The following is a 17945-nucleotide window of genomic DNA, read 5'->3' as shown; positions in this document are numbered from 1 at the left end:
GTCCGGATTACACTCCTAATGGTGAACCGTCATAATTTCCTGCTCACTAATGGCGTAAGGTTTTGCCTCTCCAACGATTTTGACCAAGCCCAATTGATGAAGTGGTCCAGCCAATAGAAGTTCAAGGGCGGCCATGGCTTCGGGAGGTTCAATCGAGCCGATGCCCTGTTTGGTCATCCGATCCCGATAACCTTGAGAAGCTACGGTTCCGACGCTTCCCCAGTACCCCCAGTTCATCGTTTTCACAGGATAGGGAAGATTTCGTTGAAGCCACTGTGCAAATGAATCCTTGAACGTGCAACCGGCTGCATAATTGCTTTGACCGGCAGGTGTGGCAAATGCATTAATAGATGAGAAAAATAACATAAAATCCAGCGATTCCTTTCCAAAGGCAGCAAGCATACCAGCACATACATTGACTTTGGCATATAACCCTTCAGTAAATTGCTGATAATTCATATTCATTACACTGCTGTCTCTCAATGCAATTGCAGCATGAATAACACCATGGATTGTTCCGTGGTGTTGTCTGATCACCTTGCACACTTCACGCATTTCCTCAGGGCTGCCCGCATCTGCTGATATATATTCCGGCATCGGACCGCCGAGCGCTGCAAGCCGTTCCTGCTCATATGCAATGCCGGCATTGAGCGGCGTTCGACCGACCCAGACAATCTGTGCGCTGTAGCGGCGAATCATGTACTCGCTCCATACCTTTCCCAGTCCCCCGGCTCCGCCAATAACGACATATACGCCATGACGTCGATAAGCACTGTGCTGGATGGAAGGCAGCTCAACAGGCAGCAATTCCCTTCGATGCCACTGTCTGCCCCGATACACCATGAGATGACCTGAAACGTCTGCATTGCGAACAGGCATTTCATGGAACGGTGGGAGACTTGAATCGGCAAGATCCAAATCGACGAGTCGGAATGTCCAGCCCCTGTATTCTTTTGCCAGAGAACCGAGGAAACCATGCATACTTGCGTGAAGCGGATGTACTTCATCCTGCGCGTGAACGGCTATTGCGTTAAAGGTAACCAGGGTCCACAAGAGAGAATGTCTTTCATAACCCAACCGTAACAGGTGTTTGACCAGATGAAATAACATCATTACGCCTTCGTGCTGACTTTGGATGATGGCTTCGGCATCCTTTCCTTCCACTCTGCCTGCAGGTGAGATCCATATTAAATGATCCAGCTTCCCACAGGCTTCCAGCCTCTGAGATAGTTGATCCATGCTTTCGTCAGGCTTAATGAATATCAGTGAAGCTCCGGGATATTGCTGTTTCAACTCGTCAATCGATTCGATCCTCTCTGTTTCCTCTCTTAACATCAGAACGGTTCTGAGATTAGTGGAAGAAATTCTGCTGTCCTTCTCTGGAGAATGTACGCTCCATACCGGAGCCAACAGCTCTAGGCCGGGTGAAATTGCTTCGTGCCAGTTCCGGGTATGATGAACCGATCGCCCTTCGGATCGAAGCTTCTCCTGCTCCAGCAAATTTTCACCAGCCAGAATGCGGCACATATAATTTCGAATCCTCACACATACAGCACCCTGAGCATCGACCAGATCCATGTCCAGTTGTTCGACATGAGTCCCATTGCGGCCACCATTCCTCAATCGTACATGCACCCACATCTCAGCTGCACAGGGCAGCCTGCACTCCATCTTTTCCATATAAAAAGGTAGTTTAGTTCTGTTTTCCTGATCCTGACGGGTGGATTCAACATTCAGCAGCAACATGGCTGTCTGCAAGGCTCCATCCATCATACTCGGATGCATCATATAATCATGTAATGTGTGCTCCACAGGCATAGGCAGCTTCAGGTGTGCAATCGCTTCACCTGAACCGATATAAACCCTCTCTATTGCCTGGTGACTGGGACCGTATTCCAGGCCCAGCTCTCTCAACATGGAATAAATTGTTCCACGATCCAATATCTGATTTTCGGACATCGCTTTCAGGAGTGACGCAATATCAAGAGGGTCATTGGGTTCAAACGATTTCAGAGAAACACTGCCTGTTCCGCAATTAATACGATTCAAGGATGGGTGGTCTTCCCGATAAATCTCGTATCGAATACCTTCTTCCTCCCGGCCTACCGCATTCAGTGTTACGGTCACCTTCACCGGGTTTGCATCAACGTAAATCGGTTGTGTCCAGGCTACATTACTCATCTGCAAACTGTGAAAGGAGTCCGATTTGAACTGTTTTGCAGTGTGTATTGCCATACGCGCCATTTCCAAATAAGCCACGCCCGGAAGTATTCGTTGTCCCCGAACCTGATGATCAGCGAGAAAAAACTCACTCCCCGTAAAATCCGAAATGAAGCGTATATCCTGATCTGTCGAAAAGTCATGATGAAGCATTGGATGCAGAGAGCGATTGCGTTTTGATAATTCCGGTTGTTTACTGTGGTTACTACTCGCTGACTTTCCGGAGTCTGAAGACCAACGAAATGTCTTTCTCTGGAATGCATAAAGCGGCAAATGCACCTTCTGGTACGGCTCCCTTTCCACAAGTTTGCCCATATCAAGCTCCGTTCCTGCCAACCATAACTTCAGTGCGTTTTCGGCAAAAGGCATATTCAGTGACATTTCGTCTGCCTCCTGTCCTGCTTGTTTCATCCAGTCCGAGCAGCTTCCGGAATGCTGCTGCAAAGGACCTGCGTCATCTTCATCCTTGGATTGAAGAAAATCTTGCAGAAATTGGCGTACGCTCTCCATTCCATCTGTCCGCTGCTGATGTTCGCGTATGAGAGTATATGCACGTTCAGGCAACATACGATAAGCCTGCTTGTTCAGTTGGTCTGTGATCCGAGAAAGATTTTCCTCGCTCAAAAACATTCCAACAATGTCCCGTTGCGTGATAACTCTATCGGCCAGAAGGTCAAGCAGCTCATATACTGCCGGAATATCCAGCTTTTCGAAGCCTTGAAGGTTCCATTTTTGGTTCAGCTTTCGCATTGCATCCATAATTACAATGCATAGCACGGCTGACGAAGAAGAGGCGGTTTGAAATACGCTTCCACTGGTCGCTATCGGTTCAAATTGCATTCCAATATCTGCTCCCGCGTGTTCTCTCCATTCATCGTTCCATTCATTTATGTAGTTCCTGAACGTATATTGATGTGAGTATAAGCGATGCGCCTGATTCATCAGTTCGCTTCGAAACTCTTCGTATTGCGTGTGCCTTATCATTCGCACAGACTGAATCAGGTCATACACGTAGGCATCGTCAAAAGCAAAGGGCATGATCACACATTCGCCTTCCCCCTGTTTCACAGGGAACCTTGGTCTGAAGAGCCTCACTTCTTGTGTAGATTGCTCTCCAATCAGGACTGAGATCATATCTTCGACAGATACTATTCCGCCAATGACCCATGCTACCAGCGTGCCAACGCCCGTTCCTTGAACCCAAACGGGATTAAACCCCAATTGAATCAGTGCCTCAGCATGCACATATTCTGCTATAAAATGATACAGCTCTCGTCGTTCCTCGATCCAATTTTCTTGATAGTACCCCGACATAATGTCTTTCGTTGTGCCAGATGTTCCCAATTCCGCTTCGACTTGCATCTCCACATTCCGCAGAAGAATCCCACCGATATGCTCGGAATCCTTCATTTGGCTGTACTCTTCCGGCTTGGGAGAATTAATATTCAGATACCACTGGTTTGCCCCTGTCTGAGGATTACTGTAATGATCCGAGTTCAGCAAATCCCTGATCTCATCTCTTGTTCGCACCCATCCGCCAAACCGATGTTTAAAGTGTTCTCTGCCCATAAGCAGTGACATGCTGATATCGTTTAGTGTACAGTCAGCATTGGCATCACGATCTAACCAATGCTGCCAGTCTGCTACAAGCTGCCGGAGACTCGCAGCCGTCTTGGCAGACAGCAGGAATAACCGGAAGGGTTCACTTGATTCTGGTTCGACGTTTAAAGTGGGCTGAATTGCTGGCTTGGAAGCAGGTTCATATCGTTCAATAACCACATGGGCATTGACACCTCCAAAACCAAATGAACTGATCCCTGCACGCAAAGGCTGTCCTTGCTCCTGACTTTGCCATATCTCCTTTTCCGTAACAACTTCGAATGGTGAATACCTAAATGGAATGATCGGGTTAAGTGTCTGAACATGAAGGGAAGCCGGGATTTTTTGATGTTTCATCATCAGGATGACTTTAATAAGACCGGCCATGCCTGCTGCACTTTCCAGATGCCCAATATTGGTTTTAACCGAGCCGATCTTACAAAAGGACCGATCCGACGTATAGTGCCGGAATGCCTGAGTCAGCGCCTCAACTTCAATTGGATCTCCCAGCGATGTACCTGTCCCGTGAGCTTCAATATAGGTAATGGTACGTGGGTCGACATCTGCAGCTCTCCATGCAGACATAATGACATCACGTTGTGCCTCGACGCGTGGAGCCGTAATGGACAAGCTTTTTCCTGTATGGTTGACAGCAGAGCCCTTAATGATGCCATAAACAAAATTCCCTTGTTCGACGGCTTCTTCCAGACGCTGCAGCAGCAATACAGCTACTCCGTCTCCCGGAACATAGCCATCTGCGCTTTGGTCAAACGTTTTGCATTGCCCCGTCGGGCTTAACATTCTTGATTTGGAAAAGGAAACATATTTGAGCGGGTCCAAATTCAGATTCACAGCTGAAGCCAGGGCATAATCACATTCTCCCAGAATCAGACCACGTCTTGCTTCATGAATAGCTACAAGAGAGGAAGCGCACGCAGCATTGATTGGCAAGCTCATGCCCCGCAAATTAAACGCATAGGAAATCCGGTTCGCAAGCAGGCTCTCATAGTTGCCAAGACAGGCATAACTGTCCGCCTGATCGGCCTCCATTTGCTGCAAGTAGTCCGAAGACATCACCCCTGTATATACGGATGTCACCTTCTGTTGAAGCTCCGAAAGGGATATACCCGAATCCTCAATACAGTGCCAGGTCTCTTCGAGCAGAAGTCGCTGCTGCGGGTCCATGCTCGCAACCTCGCGCGGGGAAAGGTTAAAGAAGCTGTAGTCAAAATCATATATACCTTCTACCATGCCGCACCACTTGCTTGTTGATTTCCCTGCATCATTTATGTCTGACGAATAAAATCGTTCCAGATCCCAACGCTCCGGGGGGATTTCGGATATTGAATTTTGGCCCTGAATCAGATTTTCCCAAAAGGAATCATATCCGTCCGCTCCCGGGAACCGGCAGGCCATACCAATAATAGCTATTTCAGTCCTTTTGCTTCCCATATCCATGTCTCCTCTCCTCCAGTATTAGCAAGTTGCTCACCATCAGGGCTTCATTATTCCTGCAAAGCGCAGCATGTGTGAAAATGAAGGCGGTTTGTCACTGTATCCGGAAGTTGTCAGCATTTGTTCCTTTAGAAGATTGGGACAGCTTCCAATCCGGCGGAAAGCTGCATTGCGCAGAGTAATAAAAACACGGTTCTTTACAAACCAGCAGTAGGTGTGGGCTGTGCTATTGCGCTGAATGATGCGCACGTATTTTCTTCTTTTTTTCTCATACAGGCGAAGCCGATTTTCCGAGTAGTCTTGATTAGCCAGAGCTTCTTCCAGCGTATTTCCCAGCTCAACGGCGCCCTGGATAGCCAGATTCATTCCCTGTCCCAGCGCCGGACTTAGGGCATGACATGCATCCCCCAGCAGAACGGCGCCGTTTATCGCCCATTTTTCCGTATTCAGATAAAATGCAGGAATGGACTGAACCTGCTTGAAATCCGTGACTTGCCGGATCTCTTCCTGCAACTGCGGGCAGAGGGACAGCAGCATCTCGCGCAAAGATTCTATCCCGTCCTCCCGAATTTGCTGCCATAAATCCTTTCGCAAGGCCAGATAGACACGCAGTCGATGACCGGGTAAAGGGAAGACACCGCAGCTTACCCCTTCACCGAAGAAAAAGCTGGCTTCGTCGCGAGCTTGAGTAACATCGTGAAACGTAAAAGCAAACATTTTCGCCATTTTTTCCTCATAGGGATAGAGCTGGTATTTGAGACCGAGCTGATCCCGAATTTTGGACTTGATGCCATCAGATCCGACGAGTATGTTGCAGTCGATCCGAACCGTTTTCCCGGCTAATACCGCTTCAATTCCGGTCACATAATCATCTGTGAACAGAAGCTTGCCCGCATTCATACCAGGGTAGAAGCTTACGTTGGGCAGCTCTTTCAAGGCATTAAACAAGCTCTGATGGATACGGTGATGGTCTCCGTTCAACGCATACTTCACAGGCATGTCCATTTCCTCATAACTTCCCGAAAAACAGTTGATGCCTCCAAGCGTGCCGTAATTTACACGTGTCACCTGAGAGCAATGTTTGCTCACTTCAGGAAGAACACCAAGCTTGTCCAGCAGGTCTATCGTTACGGGTTGAAGAAAATCGCCTTTAGGAATGTTAGGGAATTCTTTGGAGCGTTCAATTAGCACGACCTGCCGACCTTTTCTGCCCAGCGCCAGCGCCAGGGCTACTCCTGCAATACCTGCCCCGACAATAAGCACTTCGCTTTGGATATGCATGCGATTCCTCCTATCGGCTGTAATGTCGTTTTATCTCTCGCCTTCTGGACTATGGATTATCTATACCTGCTGAAGCAGCTTCTCGTTAAGCAGCCGGGCCGTTTCTTCCATCAATTTTTCTCCGATTCGATGCACGTGGCGCTGTGTCCATGATTCAAGTGCTGTCCCCCGTACCCATTGGTTAAATGCACCCAGTGCGGGACCGCAATACACCTGAAAGTCCACCCGCTGCTTCTCATCACCCTGAAGTGCGAGCTTGGTGGAATGCTCCAGATACCACTTGAACACAACAGCCATCTTGGCTTTCGGACTTCGTTCGGCCAGCTCTTTCTCCTGCGTGGTAAGTCCGGATTTCATTTCTGTGTAAATAGCGTCAAAACTCTTTTTAAAATACTGCTCCTGAAGTCTTGTTCTTGTTTTCTCATCAATCTGGTCCAAACTGTCGTGCTGACGATACAGCTCATGCAGTTTGTTGGCTCGTGCAGGAAAATACACCCCTTTTTTCAGTACCTGCACCTTGCCTCCCAATTCAAACATGCCTGCGGCGGGCGCATAACCAGTATCCTGAACGTTGATTTGCTGAAGCAGTTCTTTTACAGCATGGCTTGTGCCTGCCTCGACTGTGCATTGATTAATGGAACCGGTCAATATAAAGTCTGCACCCATGACAAATACAGCAGCAGCCGCTTCGGGTGTGCCAATACCCCCTGCAGCCCCAACCCGAATTTTTTGAGCATACCCATAACGTTTCATCAACTGATCACGCAGGGACAAGATTGCAGGCAGTAAGGTCATGGATACTGCACCGTCCGTGTAACCTGCGCAATCCGCTTCAGCACAAATGTCATCTGCCATAGGTAATTGTCGTGCCAAACGAGCTTGCTCATCGGAAATATGCCCTTCAGCCAGCAATTGGTCCAGAATATGCTGCGGGGCCGGACTCATAAACAGCTCTGCTACTTCCGGACGAGAGCATTTGGCCAGAACCAGGTGGGAGGTAACCACGGCTCCATTCGATTTGCGAAAGCTTCCTTTGACCCGATACTTAACAAGCGCTGGCGTCATGGCTAGAAACCCTTTTGCTTCCATTTTGTTCAGGCGGTGCCTTAACATCAGTTGAACCATCTCTTCTTCACGCTGAGGGTGAAGTGGGTCATGAAGGACGTTCAACCCCCAACAGTGCTGAACAGGAAGCTCGCGGCGAATGGAAAGCACGGCCTCTTCCACTTCCTTCACACTTAACCCGCCTGATCCAAGAAATCCGACCATGCCCGATTTTGCGAGTTCTGTGATCATCGCTACGGAAGATATTCCGCCATACATGCCTCCTGCTACGTAAGCCAGCCTTGCACCATAGTCCTGTCTAAATTCAGCGCTGCCCATCCGTTCAGAACTGAAACGCTGTGAACTGCTGAGCGGATGGGCAGCGGTCCCGGAAAGGGGCGATGGATTTTTCGGATGAACGTCCTCTTTTGTTATGGTTGACAACGTAACACTGGGCTGTTCGGCTGACAACTCTTCTACGATAAGGGGCTGAGCCTGGTGTTGAATTGCCTGAACAAGCTTGCTAACTGCGGACCCCGGACCAATCTGGATTATATCCTGGACTCCTTTTCCCATGAGATACCGTATGGTGTCCGTCCATTGAACCGATGAGGTAATCTGCTCAACCATGTTGTGCTGCACAAGATCGGCTGTATAGGGCCTCGCTTCGACATTGGAAATGACCGAAATTGTAGGGTCTTCAAAAGAAAATTGTCTGATATATGCGGCAAATTGCTGTTTGGCCGTTTCCATATATCTGGAGTGAAACGCACCACTCACATTTAAAACGACATAGTTGGAAGCCCCGGCTTGTTCAAACACAGGCTTAGCCTGTACAAGTACATTCTGAGGACCCGATATGACGATCTGACTCGGACTGTTGATATTAGCAATATCAATTTGCTGAAGGTTATGACCTGCAAGGATGGCTCGAACCTCGTCCACATTCAGGCCAAGAACAGCGGCCATCCCGCCCCCTGCTGCCCTCCCCATTAATTCACCGCGGAATTGAACAATACGAAGTCCTGTTGCAAAATCAAATACGCCTGCGGCCAGCAAAGCATTGAATTCGCCAAGACTGTGACCTGCCACATAATCAGGCTTCCTTCCCTGCTGTTCAAGTTCCATATAATACATCAGGGCGTTGACAGTATACAGGGCCGGCTGTGTATATTCCGTACGTCCAAGTTGGTTTTGTGGATCTTCGAGACACAGTTCTCGTATGGAATAACCCAATATTTCATCTGCGATGCGGACCAGATCGGGAAAACGATGCCAAACTTCCGCTCCCATGCCCCTGAACTGCGAGCCTTGCCCTGGAAATACATAAGCCCTCATGCTTTGTTCTCCCCTCTGAATGTTCATGTTCATGGATGGTTGCTGAAATTGCCGGGCGACTTTCTCCAGCTGCTGCTTTTCCTTGTAAAATGGGGATAGCACAATCGCCGTTGAAGACAAGGATTGTTCTCCTGCAAGTCGCTTTACAAAACCTGCAAGTGTACCGCCCGGACTTATATCAATATAGCGATGCGGTCCGGTATGCTCTAACTTTTGGATCGCTTCACGGAAGAGAATCGGTTTTCGGGCAACCTGCCAGAAGTGATTTTGTTTGATTCTTGCGGCTTGTCCTCCGACCGTACAGGAAATAAACGGAATATGAGGTACGACAAAATCAAAGGACTGCAGATCCTTCGTATACACTTCCTCTGCCCTGTCAATCCATCTCGAATGGTAAGCAAAAGAAACCGGGAGCATCTGGCTGAGCACCGAATGAACTGTAAGCCAATCTTGCACTTTTGCCATCGCATGCACGGGTCCTGAAATAACAAAATGCCCGTCATAACTGACGGACACCAGGGTACAGTATTCAATTTCAGGAAGCTCCGAATATATAGAAACATCCGCCAATATCGAAAGCATAGCACCTGACGGACAGTATCGCTCAAAGGACAATGCCTGTTTCATTACACAGCGCAAACCATCTTCTGCACTGAAGATTCCTGCTACTGCAGCAGCGGCAAACTCCCCCAGACTGCTGCCCAGAACGTAATCGGGTATCACACCACGAGTTAGCAAGGATTGGGCAAGTGAATATTCTACCATGAAGATGGCAGGATGAGAGAAAAGAGTTCGCTGAAATCCGTCATCTCTAATGGGTGAACCACTACCGTACATATACCGGATAACCGACTCGCCTCCACATTCCAGAACGGTCTGATCCAGAGCAAGCATGGTTTCCCTGAACAAAACATCCTGTTCAAACAGTTCTATACCCATCCGTGGATACTGCGATCCCTGACCAGAAAACATAAAAACAAGAGAATCGGCCAGCTAACCCACCTCCCCAAAAACATACCAAGAGACATCTCAAATAACTCCGCTATCCCAATGACAAGAACAGAAGAAATTTATTTAACACATAACTACCCTTATATGTGCATTTTCCTATCTTCAACGTGCCGAAACAACGATTGAATTAGTTGAAAAGCTTGTTACGTTTACTATAAACAATTTTGCAATTTTTGTAAATGATGGATTGTGTAAATAAAGTGATTATATATCGTAAAATGACGAAAAACATTGTTAACACAGAGAAAAAGGAAGGTTTTCGCGTTATTCACTGTCATTACTCCATTTCCAATAATGCCGATCTGTTTTTTCGAGGTTATATATACAACGTTCAATATATAACATGAATTGTTAACTTCACAACCTATTCTTGAACACGTCCAACGACCGCCTCCTGGCCAATTGAGTCTGCACCTTCGACAACGAATCCGGCGACTTGAGAGCACTATCAAATGAGAGAACTTCTGCAGTTATGGAGAATAGAACGTTGTCCCACGACCTTAATCGCATTAGGGGTTCCGGAGAAGCAGATTCGAGTTGACGTTATTCCTGATGGAACACATTACGAATCCACATGGGGCGTGCTGTTTCCTGAAGTGCATCGTTGGCTGCTACAGCCATAGGATTGATATATATAAGAAACCTCCATCCTTAATCAACGATAACTCTCCACCTTTCTAAAGTTTACTTAACTATTCGCTCTAGTCCTGTTCTTTATTCATTTCTACAATGCGCTTTGATGTCACAAAGCGATTCATTCACCTACCCTTTACTTAGCGAATCGTGCAGGTGTTGAACATCGCTCATGGGAGGCCGCCCGAATAATCGTGCGTATTCTCTGCTGAATTGAGAAGGACTTTCGTATCCAACACGAAATCCTGCCGTTGCTGCATCCAGGCCCTCCGTGAGCAGCAGCCTTCGTGCCGTTTGCAGCCGGATGGTTTTCTGATACTGTAGTGGGCTCATAGCTGTTACCCGTTTAAATTGCTTATGAAAAGTTGTAGGGCTCATGCTAACAAGAGCTGCCAACTCTTCGATTATTAGCGGCTCCGAGTAATCTCTGTTGATTAGATGGATGGCGCTTGAAATACCCTGGGCATAGCTTCCTAACACGGAAAATTGCCTAATGAGCGCCCCCTGCTCTCCCTGCAGCACTCGATAAAATATTTCCCGGATGACAAGTGGTGACAGCATGTCAATATCCTCAGGCGTTTCTAACAATTGGACGAGGCGCAGCATCGCATCCAGCAAGGGAGGGGTTGACGAATTGACAAGAATGCTTCGCCCCGATGTCTGCCCCCTCTCCTTTGGAGAAGGGTTATATTTCTTGTTTATATCTACAATGACATCCGGATTGAGCGTCAGGGCTAAGCTTAAATATGGCTTTTCCTTCGTAGCCTCAATAATTTTCCCAATCACTGGCAGATGTACAGATGTCACCATATACATACCCGGATCGAGCAGGAAGCTCTCTCCGGCTAACGCCGCCGTTTTGGAACCCTGGACAATCACGTACAGCGAGGGCCTGTTGATTGAATGCGTTGGTTCTGATTCCCTGGACATATGTCGGAAGCAGAGCTCAGGAATCGCTGTTGCGTGCACACCATCGTTCGGCGCAAGCCGCGCAATTTGACGAGCTAATTCAGAAACATATTGATTCAAGACGGGTTCTCACCTCCTTTTCGTTCAACCTTGTAAAAGTATTATAACCCAAGATCCAGACAGGAATAGGCAAGGATTGCGTAAGAATAGTCTACTTGGGTTTACTAGATTTTTCTTATCATGAGACAGGTAAGGAAAATATTAAATGAAAGAAGGATCCGGTTATGAAAATGAAGAATGAATTGATGTCAGGAATCAAAGGAAAAGTTATTGCCATTACAGGAGCAAGCCGTGGAATTGGCGAAGCAGCAGCCGTCCAACTCGCGGAGCTTGGAGCAAAGCTGGTTATTGGGGCACGAAGCACGGATCGCCTTAAAGACATCGTGGAACGAATCGAAAGCCTCGGCGGAGAAGCGGTATATGTACAAACGGATGTAACAAGCCGCGAAGATCTGTCTAATTTGGTACAGCTGGCCTGCGAACGCTATGGTAAACTGGACGTGCTCATCAACAATGCAGGTATAGGCCCGATCTCTCCATTAGATGATCTTCGTGTCGAAGATTGGGAAGCAACCATTGACGTTAATACGAAGGGCGTTCTGTACGGAATAGCCGCAGCGCTGCCTGTTTTCCGCAAGCAATGCCTGGGGCACTTTATAAACATCGCCTCTACTGCTGGATTGAAGACCGTTGCAAATCAGGCTGTTTATTCAGGTTCCAAGTTTGCTGTACGCGCAATTTCTGAGGGTCTCCGGCAGGAAGCCCGCGATCACATACGCGTTACGACCATCTCGCCAGGTGTTGTGCAGACCAACTTTATCGATGGGATACCCAATCAAAAAATAAAGGATCAGCTAGCTTCGGTTAGAGACGGGCTAGGATTACGGCCGGAAGCAGTTGTCAGTGCGATCGTTTATGCGATTGAGCAGCCGTCCGATGTGGATATTAACGAAATCGTCATCCGTCCCACGGCACAGGTGTAGAGCTAAAAAGTCTCAATTAACTTCACTTTAAATAGTGACCCGGTACACGGAGTAGCTGGGGGAAGCAACTTGGCCGCTTTCGATCCCTTTCTTCTTACCGCAAATCCAGTCTATTAACAAATAAAAAACAAACGGAAGTAACGAGACCTTTTCCGTTTGTTTTGTTTTTAAGATTCAAGAATAATTTTTGTATAAATCATTTTAAATGAGTGACATTAGGGTTCCTCCAAGGGCACCTGTTACAACAGTAATCCAAGGTGGCAACTTCCAATAAACCAACATACTAAACAGTATAGCTGCAAAAGCAAAGTCAATGGGTGCCAAGATAGAACTAGTCCAAATCGGCTGATAAAAAGCAGAAATTAGAATACCAACTACTGCTGCATTTACTCCCATTAACGCACCTTTGACCTTTGGATTGCGACGCAGGCTATCCCAAAAAGGAAGTGTTCCTATAATCAATAAAAATGCAGGTAAAAATATAGCAACTGTTGCTAATAAACCCCCAACCCACCCATTCATCACCGTACCTAGGTAGGCTGCAAAGGTAAATAAGGGTCCCGGAACAGCTTGGGTTGCCCCATATCCGGCAAGAAACTCTTCTTCACTCAACCAGCCGGTGGGTACAAATTCTTTTTCAAGCAAGGGTAGAACGACGTGCCCTCCTCCAAACACAAGGGAACCCGAACGATAGAAACTGTCAAACATTGCAATCCAGTGAACAGAAGTCACTTCTCTTAGTATTGGAAGAAGAATTAATAAACCAAAAAATAATACTAAACAACCTATTGCAAATCCACGGGTTACTGGAAAACTAACTTTCCCATCAGATTCGTCTTTCTGGTGTCTATATATTAGGAAACCAATAATTGCTGATAAAAGAATAACTCCTACCTGACTATAGGCTGTTTGCCACAATAATGTAATCACTAATGCAAACAAGGCAATTGCTTTTCGTTTTAAATCAGGTGTTAGTTTTTGAGCCATTCCCAAGATGGCATGTGCAACAACGGCGACAGCAACAAGTTTCAAGCCATGTATCCAGCCTGCATCACTTACATCTAGTCCTTGGAGAATCAATGCAAAAATAATGAGGGCAAGTACTGAAGGTAATGTAAAACCAAGAAACGAAACAATACCACCTAATACTCCAGCACGCATGACACCTATACCAATCCCTACTTGACTACTCGCAGGACCCGGTAAGAATTGACATAAAGCGACCAAGTCAGCATAACTTTTTTCGTCCATCCACTTCCTTCTACGAATATACTCGTCATGAAAATATCCCAGATGGGCAATTGGCCCACCAAATGAGGTAAAGCCTAATCTAGTCGATACCCTTAAAATCTCGAGTAATGACTTCATTAAACTTTTTTCTTTCAATATTGCTTCATCCAATTACTTTTCTCCTTCCATTCTAAAGGATTGTTATTTAATCTTTGATTTTTCGTCATTCAAGTTTGATTATCTAAAACAGATGGTAACACATAAAACGATGCCTAAAACCGCATTTACAGAAACTTTACAATATTACATGCGATCCAGATAAGTATTTAATGGAGGACATTACTTATGTAAAGAAACTCATTCATTCAACCTAAAATGGTGACAAGCATTAGCTGATTATTGATTTGGGTGTTTCACGCACTTAATTGGCTCAAGCCATAACAAAAAAGCCGCTACATTAGCGACTTGTAACGGAATTATCTTCGTTTCCCTCGACAACTCACCTTATTAGGTCCGAAGAAATATGTTTGAAAAGTTTAACCACGAACTTTAATTAAAACTTTAGTTTTTTTACCATTCTGTACAACGACATCGTCGGTTTATTGACTTCCGATGTAATTTCATACCCGAGTCTGGCATACAATTTTCCCGCCTGATGATTTTCTTTTTTAACGGTCAGAGAACTTACGTTATAGCCTTGTTTAATGGCCTGCTCTTCCGCATGACGAATGAGTTTGGAGCCGACGCCCATTCCCCTGCTTTCGGGCATTGCTGCAAGTGTTGCAATATGAAACTCCCCTTCAAATCCTTCTTTCAGAGTTATATTGGAAAATAATGCTCTTGGGTGCAATAGGTTGTAAGTAATTAAGCCTAGTTTTCTGTATGACAAGAGTTGTTTCGCCGTAGCTGAGACCAATCTCTCCATAACGGTAACAGGCAAACACGTAATCATTCCAAGCGTTTTATCTCCCATTTTTGCTTCATACGCATATTCATGACTGAATCGATTGTTCTTAGACTGCCAGAGTTTATGGAAGGTAGCACCTACGATGCTTTGATTTGTTGAACCAGCAATCGTATTTGCTATATCCCCAAGCGCCATTAGATTTAGTTTAGATCCCACAAGAGAATGTGGGGTTCCATTTACAATAGAAATATTAGTCATATAATCACTACTCCTGTCACTAAATATATAATTCTGTTATATCAGTAAATATAATCATCGTTTATTAATTGATAGATATTACTATCAATTAATTATACAGTACTTCATTTTTCAGTGCATCGTCAAGCAATGATATATAAAAGTGCACAAAAAAAGACTTAATCATTAAGGCTTTTCATGCAAAAGGTAATTACATAACAGGAATGTCATAGCTTGCGGTTTCATTTATAAGGATCGCTTTTACTGCCAGAAGTAGAGTATAGTTGAATTGTTGAAAATATATTTCAGGAGGCTACAGCCATGTCCCAAGAGATCTGGATTAACCTGCCAGTCAAAGATGTTGAGAGGTCCACTGTCTTTTACAATGAGATTGGATTCCATGCGGTGAGCGTTGGTAACGAGAGAGCCAAGCTTGTCGTAGGCCAAACAGCGATTCTACTGTTCCCGGATGCGGCGTTTGAGAAGTTTACAGGTTCAAAAATCGCAGATACTTCCCAAAGCGCAGAAATAATATTTTCCATTGGGGCTGAAAGCAGAGAAGAAGTAGACACTTTTATTCAAAAAGTGGAGTCTGCCGGGGGAAACATCTTTGGCAAGCCAAGCGAAATGGACGGATGGATGTACGGCGCAGGATTTGCCGACCTGGACGGGCATCGCTGGAACCTGCTGTACATGGATGAGAGCAAAATGCCGAAACACTAACATGAAAAACGCCGATGACCGGCTTATTTTTACATCCCCTGTATTCTCATATCTGTCATTCCAATCAAGATCGTTGCTTGGAAGGAAATATTCGTGGGTTAGAGAACATAAGCAGTTTATTAAATCACATTCTTATAAAGGTAGGTACATCACCATAAGAAAGCCGGCTGTATGGCTACAGCCGGCTTTCTGCTAATCAGGTGCGGTTATTTTGTAAGTGTGCTCGATACTATTGTGATGGTGATGGTAAGGGTATGCTTTGCGCCGTTTCGATCTGCTGTAGATCGACGCGGAACTGTTCCTGCACGTTGAAGGGATGATACAATCCCTTGGCAATCGCATATTTGCTGATCTTTTCATGCGTATCGATTGCCTGTTCCAATTGGCGTTCCAGAACACCCTTGATTTCCGGTGTGACGCATTCCGTTACGGCCATCGCCAAATTCCGGACGCCGCTCTTGGCCGTGGCCAGAAAGTCCATGGCGATCACATCATCTGTCATTTTGTTCATGCCAGTCATGTATTCCAGTACAGGATTCATTGCAGTGTCTCCATTCCTTTGGTCATTATTGCGGACAGCTCGGCCAGCTGATCAGACGACATGGCGGCATCCTGCTGGAGAATAAGCTTCAGCTCGGGGTCGGTGACCAGCGCCTGCATCGTCTTGGACTTCGTCATGCAGACCGTCTTGAAGGCAGCAATCTCATGCACCTCCAAGGCTTCATGCATTGCATACGTTGGGTTCATCTAGTACTTCACTCCCTTGTTTAATCAAGCTCTTTACGGCTTTAAAATAACTTTAATGCAGTTATCTGTCTTCGTATCAAACATTTCATAGCCGCGTTTGGCCTCACTCAGCGGAATCACGTGCGTAATGATATCGGCCACGTTGACCTTCCCTGTTGTCACCAGTTCATACATGTAGGGCATATAATGAATAACCGGTGCTTGTCCGGAGCGAATGGCTACATTGCGCTGCATGATATCGCCCAGCGGAAATCCGTTGTAACGGCCGCCATATACGCCGGTAATCTGAATGGTTCCGCCCTTGCGAACCGCTTGGGAAGCAATAATTAGAGCGCTCATGGTTCCGCCTTGCAGCTTCAGACCGCTCGCCAGGTATTCGAGATCGCTCATCTTTCCGTCCATGCCCACCGCATCGATGACCACGTCAGCTCCACCCTTTGTAATTTCCTTCAGGTAGCTACCGACATTTTCATGATGCTCAAAATTGACGGTTTCGACGTTATTATTCTTTTTGGCATGCTGCAGCCGGTAATCTACATAATCGACAGCGATAACCCTCTTCGCCCCTTTAAACCAGCAAAACTTCTGAGCAAGCAGTCCAACCGGACCGCAGCCAAGCACGATCACCGTATCGCCCTGTTTCACGCCCGCATTATCAACGCTCCAAAAAGCGGTTGTCATCGCATCGGCGATCAAAGCAAGACTTTCATCCGGCTGCTCATTGCTTTCAGGAATTTTAAAATGCGTAAAATTGGCAAACGGAACCCGCAAGTATTCGGCCTGCCCGCCAGGAAACCCACCGGTCGTTCCCGAATAACCGAAATATGCTCCCATATCTCCGTTATCATTAGAATTGTCGCACTGGCTCTCCAGTTGATTTTTACAGTAAAAGCATTCACCACAAGCAATATTGAACGGGATAATGACACGGTCCCCTTTTTTCAGATTAGTGACTCCGGGTCCGACTTCCTCTACGATCCCCATCGGCTCATGCCCGATGACGTAATCCTCCTGCAGATTGGGAATCATGCCGTGAATCAGGTGTAAATCGGAGCCGCAAATGGCGGTGCTGGTCAGCTTGACGATCATGTCGTCCGGCTTTTGGATTTTCGGATCAGGGACGTCTTTGACGACAACGTTTTTGACTCCTTGGTACGTCACTGCTTTCATCATGCCTGGCTTTCCCCCTTATGCTCATCCGGCGTCCTGTCAAACATCCCTTTGCGCGACGTATCTCCCGGAAAAAGGTTCATTCCGGCAATCATGGCCGTATTTTTGGCGGAAAGCTGGTCCAGCTGATATTGTTCGTTCAGCTCATATGGATGAAACCATTTTTTTCGAATCATGAGCTCAGTAATTTCCTGGTGAAGGGCAATGCCCTGTTTTAACTGCTTTTTGAGCAGTTCTCTGGCATCGGACGATACGGTTTCGGTCAGGGCAACGGCGGTGTTCCGTACCCCTTCCTTGGCTCGAAGCAGAAAATCCATGGCGAATGTCATGTCGGCCATTTCAGGCATGTTAAGCGAATTGATCGGATCTAAATAATCGCTGTTCATCAGGTCATCACC

Annotated in this window: 13 protein-coding genes; 3 read left to right on the top strand and 10 right to left on the bottom strand. The window is 46.5% G+C overall.

Annotated features, from left to right (window positions below; genetic code table 11):
• Positions 1-15: 15 nt before the first annotated feature.
• The 3 genes from QP794_RS06940 to fabD are packed head-to-tail and all read right to left on the bottom strand — an operon-like array spanning position 16 to position 9909.
• Complete coding sequence (locus tag QP794_RS06940; protein WP_285075548.1) at positions 16-5271, bottom strand: SDR family NAD(P)-dependent oxidoreductase; 5256 nt, start codon at positions 5269-5271, stop codon at positions 16-18.
• 42 nt (positions 5272-5313) lie between these two features.
• The gene (locus QP794_RS06935; protein ID WP_285075547.1) at positions 5314-6555 is read right to left on the bottom strand and encodes an FAD-dependent oxidoreductase; all 1242 of its coding nucleotides are present in this window, start codon (positions 6553-6555) and stop codon (positions 5314-5316) included.
• A gap of 60 nt (positions 6556-6615) precedes the next feature.
• Positions 6616-9909, bottom strand: coding sequence for an ACP S-malonyltransferase (gene fabD / locus QP794_RS06930; RefSeq protein ID WP_285075546.1), 3294 nt, complete (start codon positions 9907-9909; stop codon positions 6616-6618).
• 491 nt (positions 9910-10400) lie between these two features.
• Between fabD and QP794_RS06925 the strand changes: the two genes are divergently transcribed.
• Complete coding sequence (locus QP794_RS06925) at positions 10401-10571, top strand: hypothetical protein (RefSeq protein ID WP_285075545.1); 171 nt, start codon at positions 10401-10403, stop codon at positions 10569-10571.
• A 139-nt stretch (positions 10572-10710) separates the two neighbouring features.
• Here QP794_RS06925 and QP794_RS06920 read toward each other — a convergent pair whose 3' ends face one another.
• On the bottom strand, positions 10711-11610 hold the full coding sequence (locus QP794_RS06920; protein WP_285075544.1) for an AraC family transcriptional regulator: 900 nt from the start codon (positions 11608-11610) through the stop codon (positions 10711-10713).
• 164 nt (positions 11611-11774) lie between these two features.
• Between QP794_RS06920 and QP794_RS06915 the strand changes: the two genes are divergently transcribed.
• The gene (locus QP794_RS06915; RefSeq protein WP_285075543.1) at positions 11775-12533 is read left to right on the top strand and encodes an SDR family oxidoreductase; all 759 of its coding nucleotides are present in this window, start codon (positions 11775-11777) and stop codon (positions 12531-12533) included.
• Positions 12534-12734: 201 nt separating this feature from the next.
• Here QP794_RS06915 and QP794_RS06910 read toward each other — a convergent pair whose 3' ends face one another.
• Positions 12735-13901 (bottom strand): chromate transporter, encoded by a 1167-nt coding sequence (locus QP794_RS06910; protein ID WP_285075779.1) that lies wholly within the window; start codon positions 13899-13901, stop codon positions 12735-12737.
• Positions 13902-14316: 415 nt separating this feature from the next.
• A complete protein-coding gene (locus tag QP794_RS06905; RefSeq protein ID WP_285075542.1) occupies positions 14317-14928 on the bottom strand; it encodes a GNAT family N-acetyltransferase in 612 nt (203 codons plus the stop codon).
• Positions 14929-15228: 300 nt separating this feature from the next.
• On the opposite strand from QP794_RS06905, the gene QP794_RS06900 reads away from it, so the two are divergent.
• Positions 15229-15630 (top strand): VOC family protein, encoded by a 402-nt coding sequence (locus QP794_RS06900; RefSeq protein WP_285075541.1) that lies wholly within the window; start codon positions 15229-15231, stop codon positions 15628-15630.
• Positions 15631-15859: 229 nt separating this feature from the next.
• On the opposite strand, the gene QP794_RS06895 is transcribed toward QP794_RS06900, so the two are convergent.
• The 4 genes from QP794_RS06895 to QP794_RS06880 are packed head-to-tail and all read right to left on the bottom strand — an operon-like array spanning position 15860 to position 17933.
• Positions 15860-16171 (bottom strand): spore coat protein, encoded by a 312-nt coding sequence (locus QP794_RS06895; protein ID WP_285075540.1) that lies wholly within the window; start codon positions 16169-16171, stop codon positions 15860-15862.
• Positions 16168-16377 carry a hypothetical protein gene (locus QP794_RS06890; RefSeq protein ID WP_079345243.1) on the bottom strand — a complete coding sequence of 70 codons (210 nt, stop codon included), beginning with the start codon at positions 16375-16377 and terminating at the stop codon, positions 16168-16170. The genes QP794_RS06895 and QP794_RS06890 overlap by 4 nt, the downstream gene beginning before the upstream one ends.
• Before the next feature lie 33 nt (positions 16378-16410).
• Positions 16411-17547: a zinc-dependent alcohol dehydrogenase gene (locus QP794_RS06885; protein ID WP_285075778.1), complete on the bottom strand. Its 1137-nt coding sequence runs from the start codon at positions 17545-17547 to the stop codon at positions 16411-16413.
• Entirely contained in the window at positions 17547-17933 is a 387-nt protein-coding gene (locus QP794_RS06880; protein WP_006210206.1) for a spore coat protein, read from the bottom strand. Before QP794_RS06880 ends, QP794_RS06885 begins: the two co-directional genes overlap by 1 nt.
• Positions 17934-17945 lie beyond the last annotated feature (12 nt).

The organism is Paenibacillus sp. UMB7766-LJ446, assembly GCF_030226665.1.
GTDB lineage: Bacteria > Bacillota > Bacilli > Paenibacillales > Paenibacillaceae > Paenibacillus > Paenibacillus vandeheii.
This window is presented reverse-complemented; position numbering and strand designations above follow the sequence as displayed.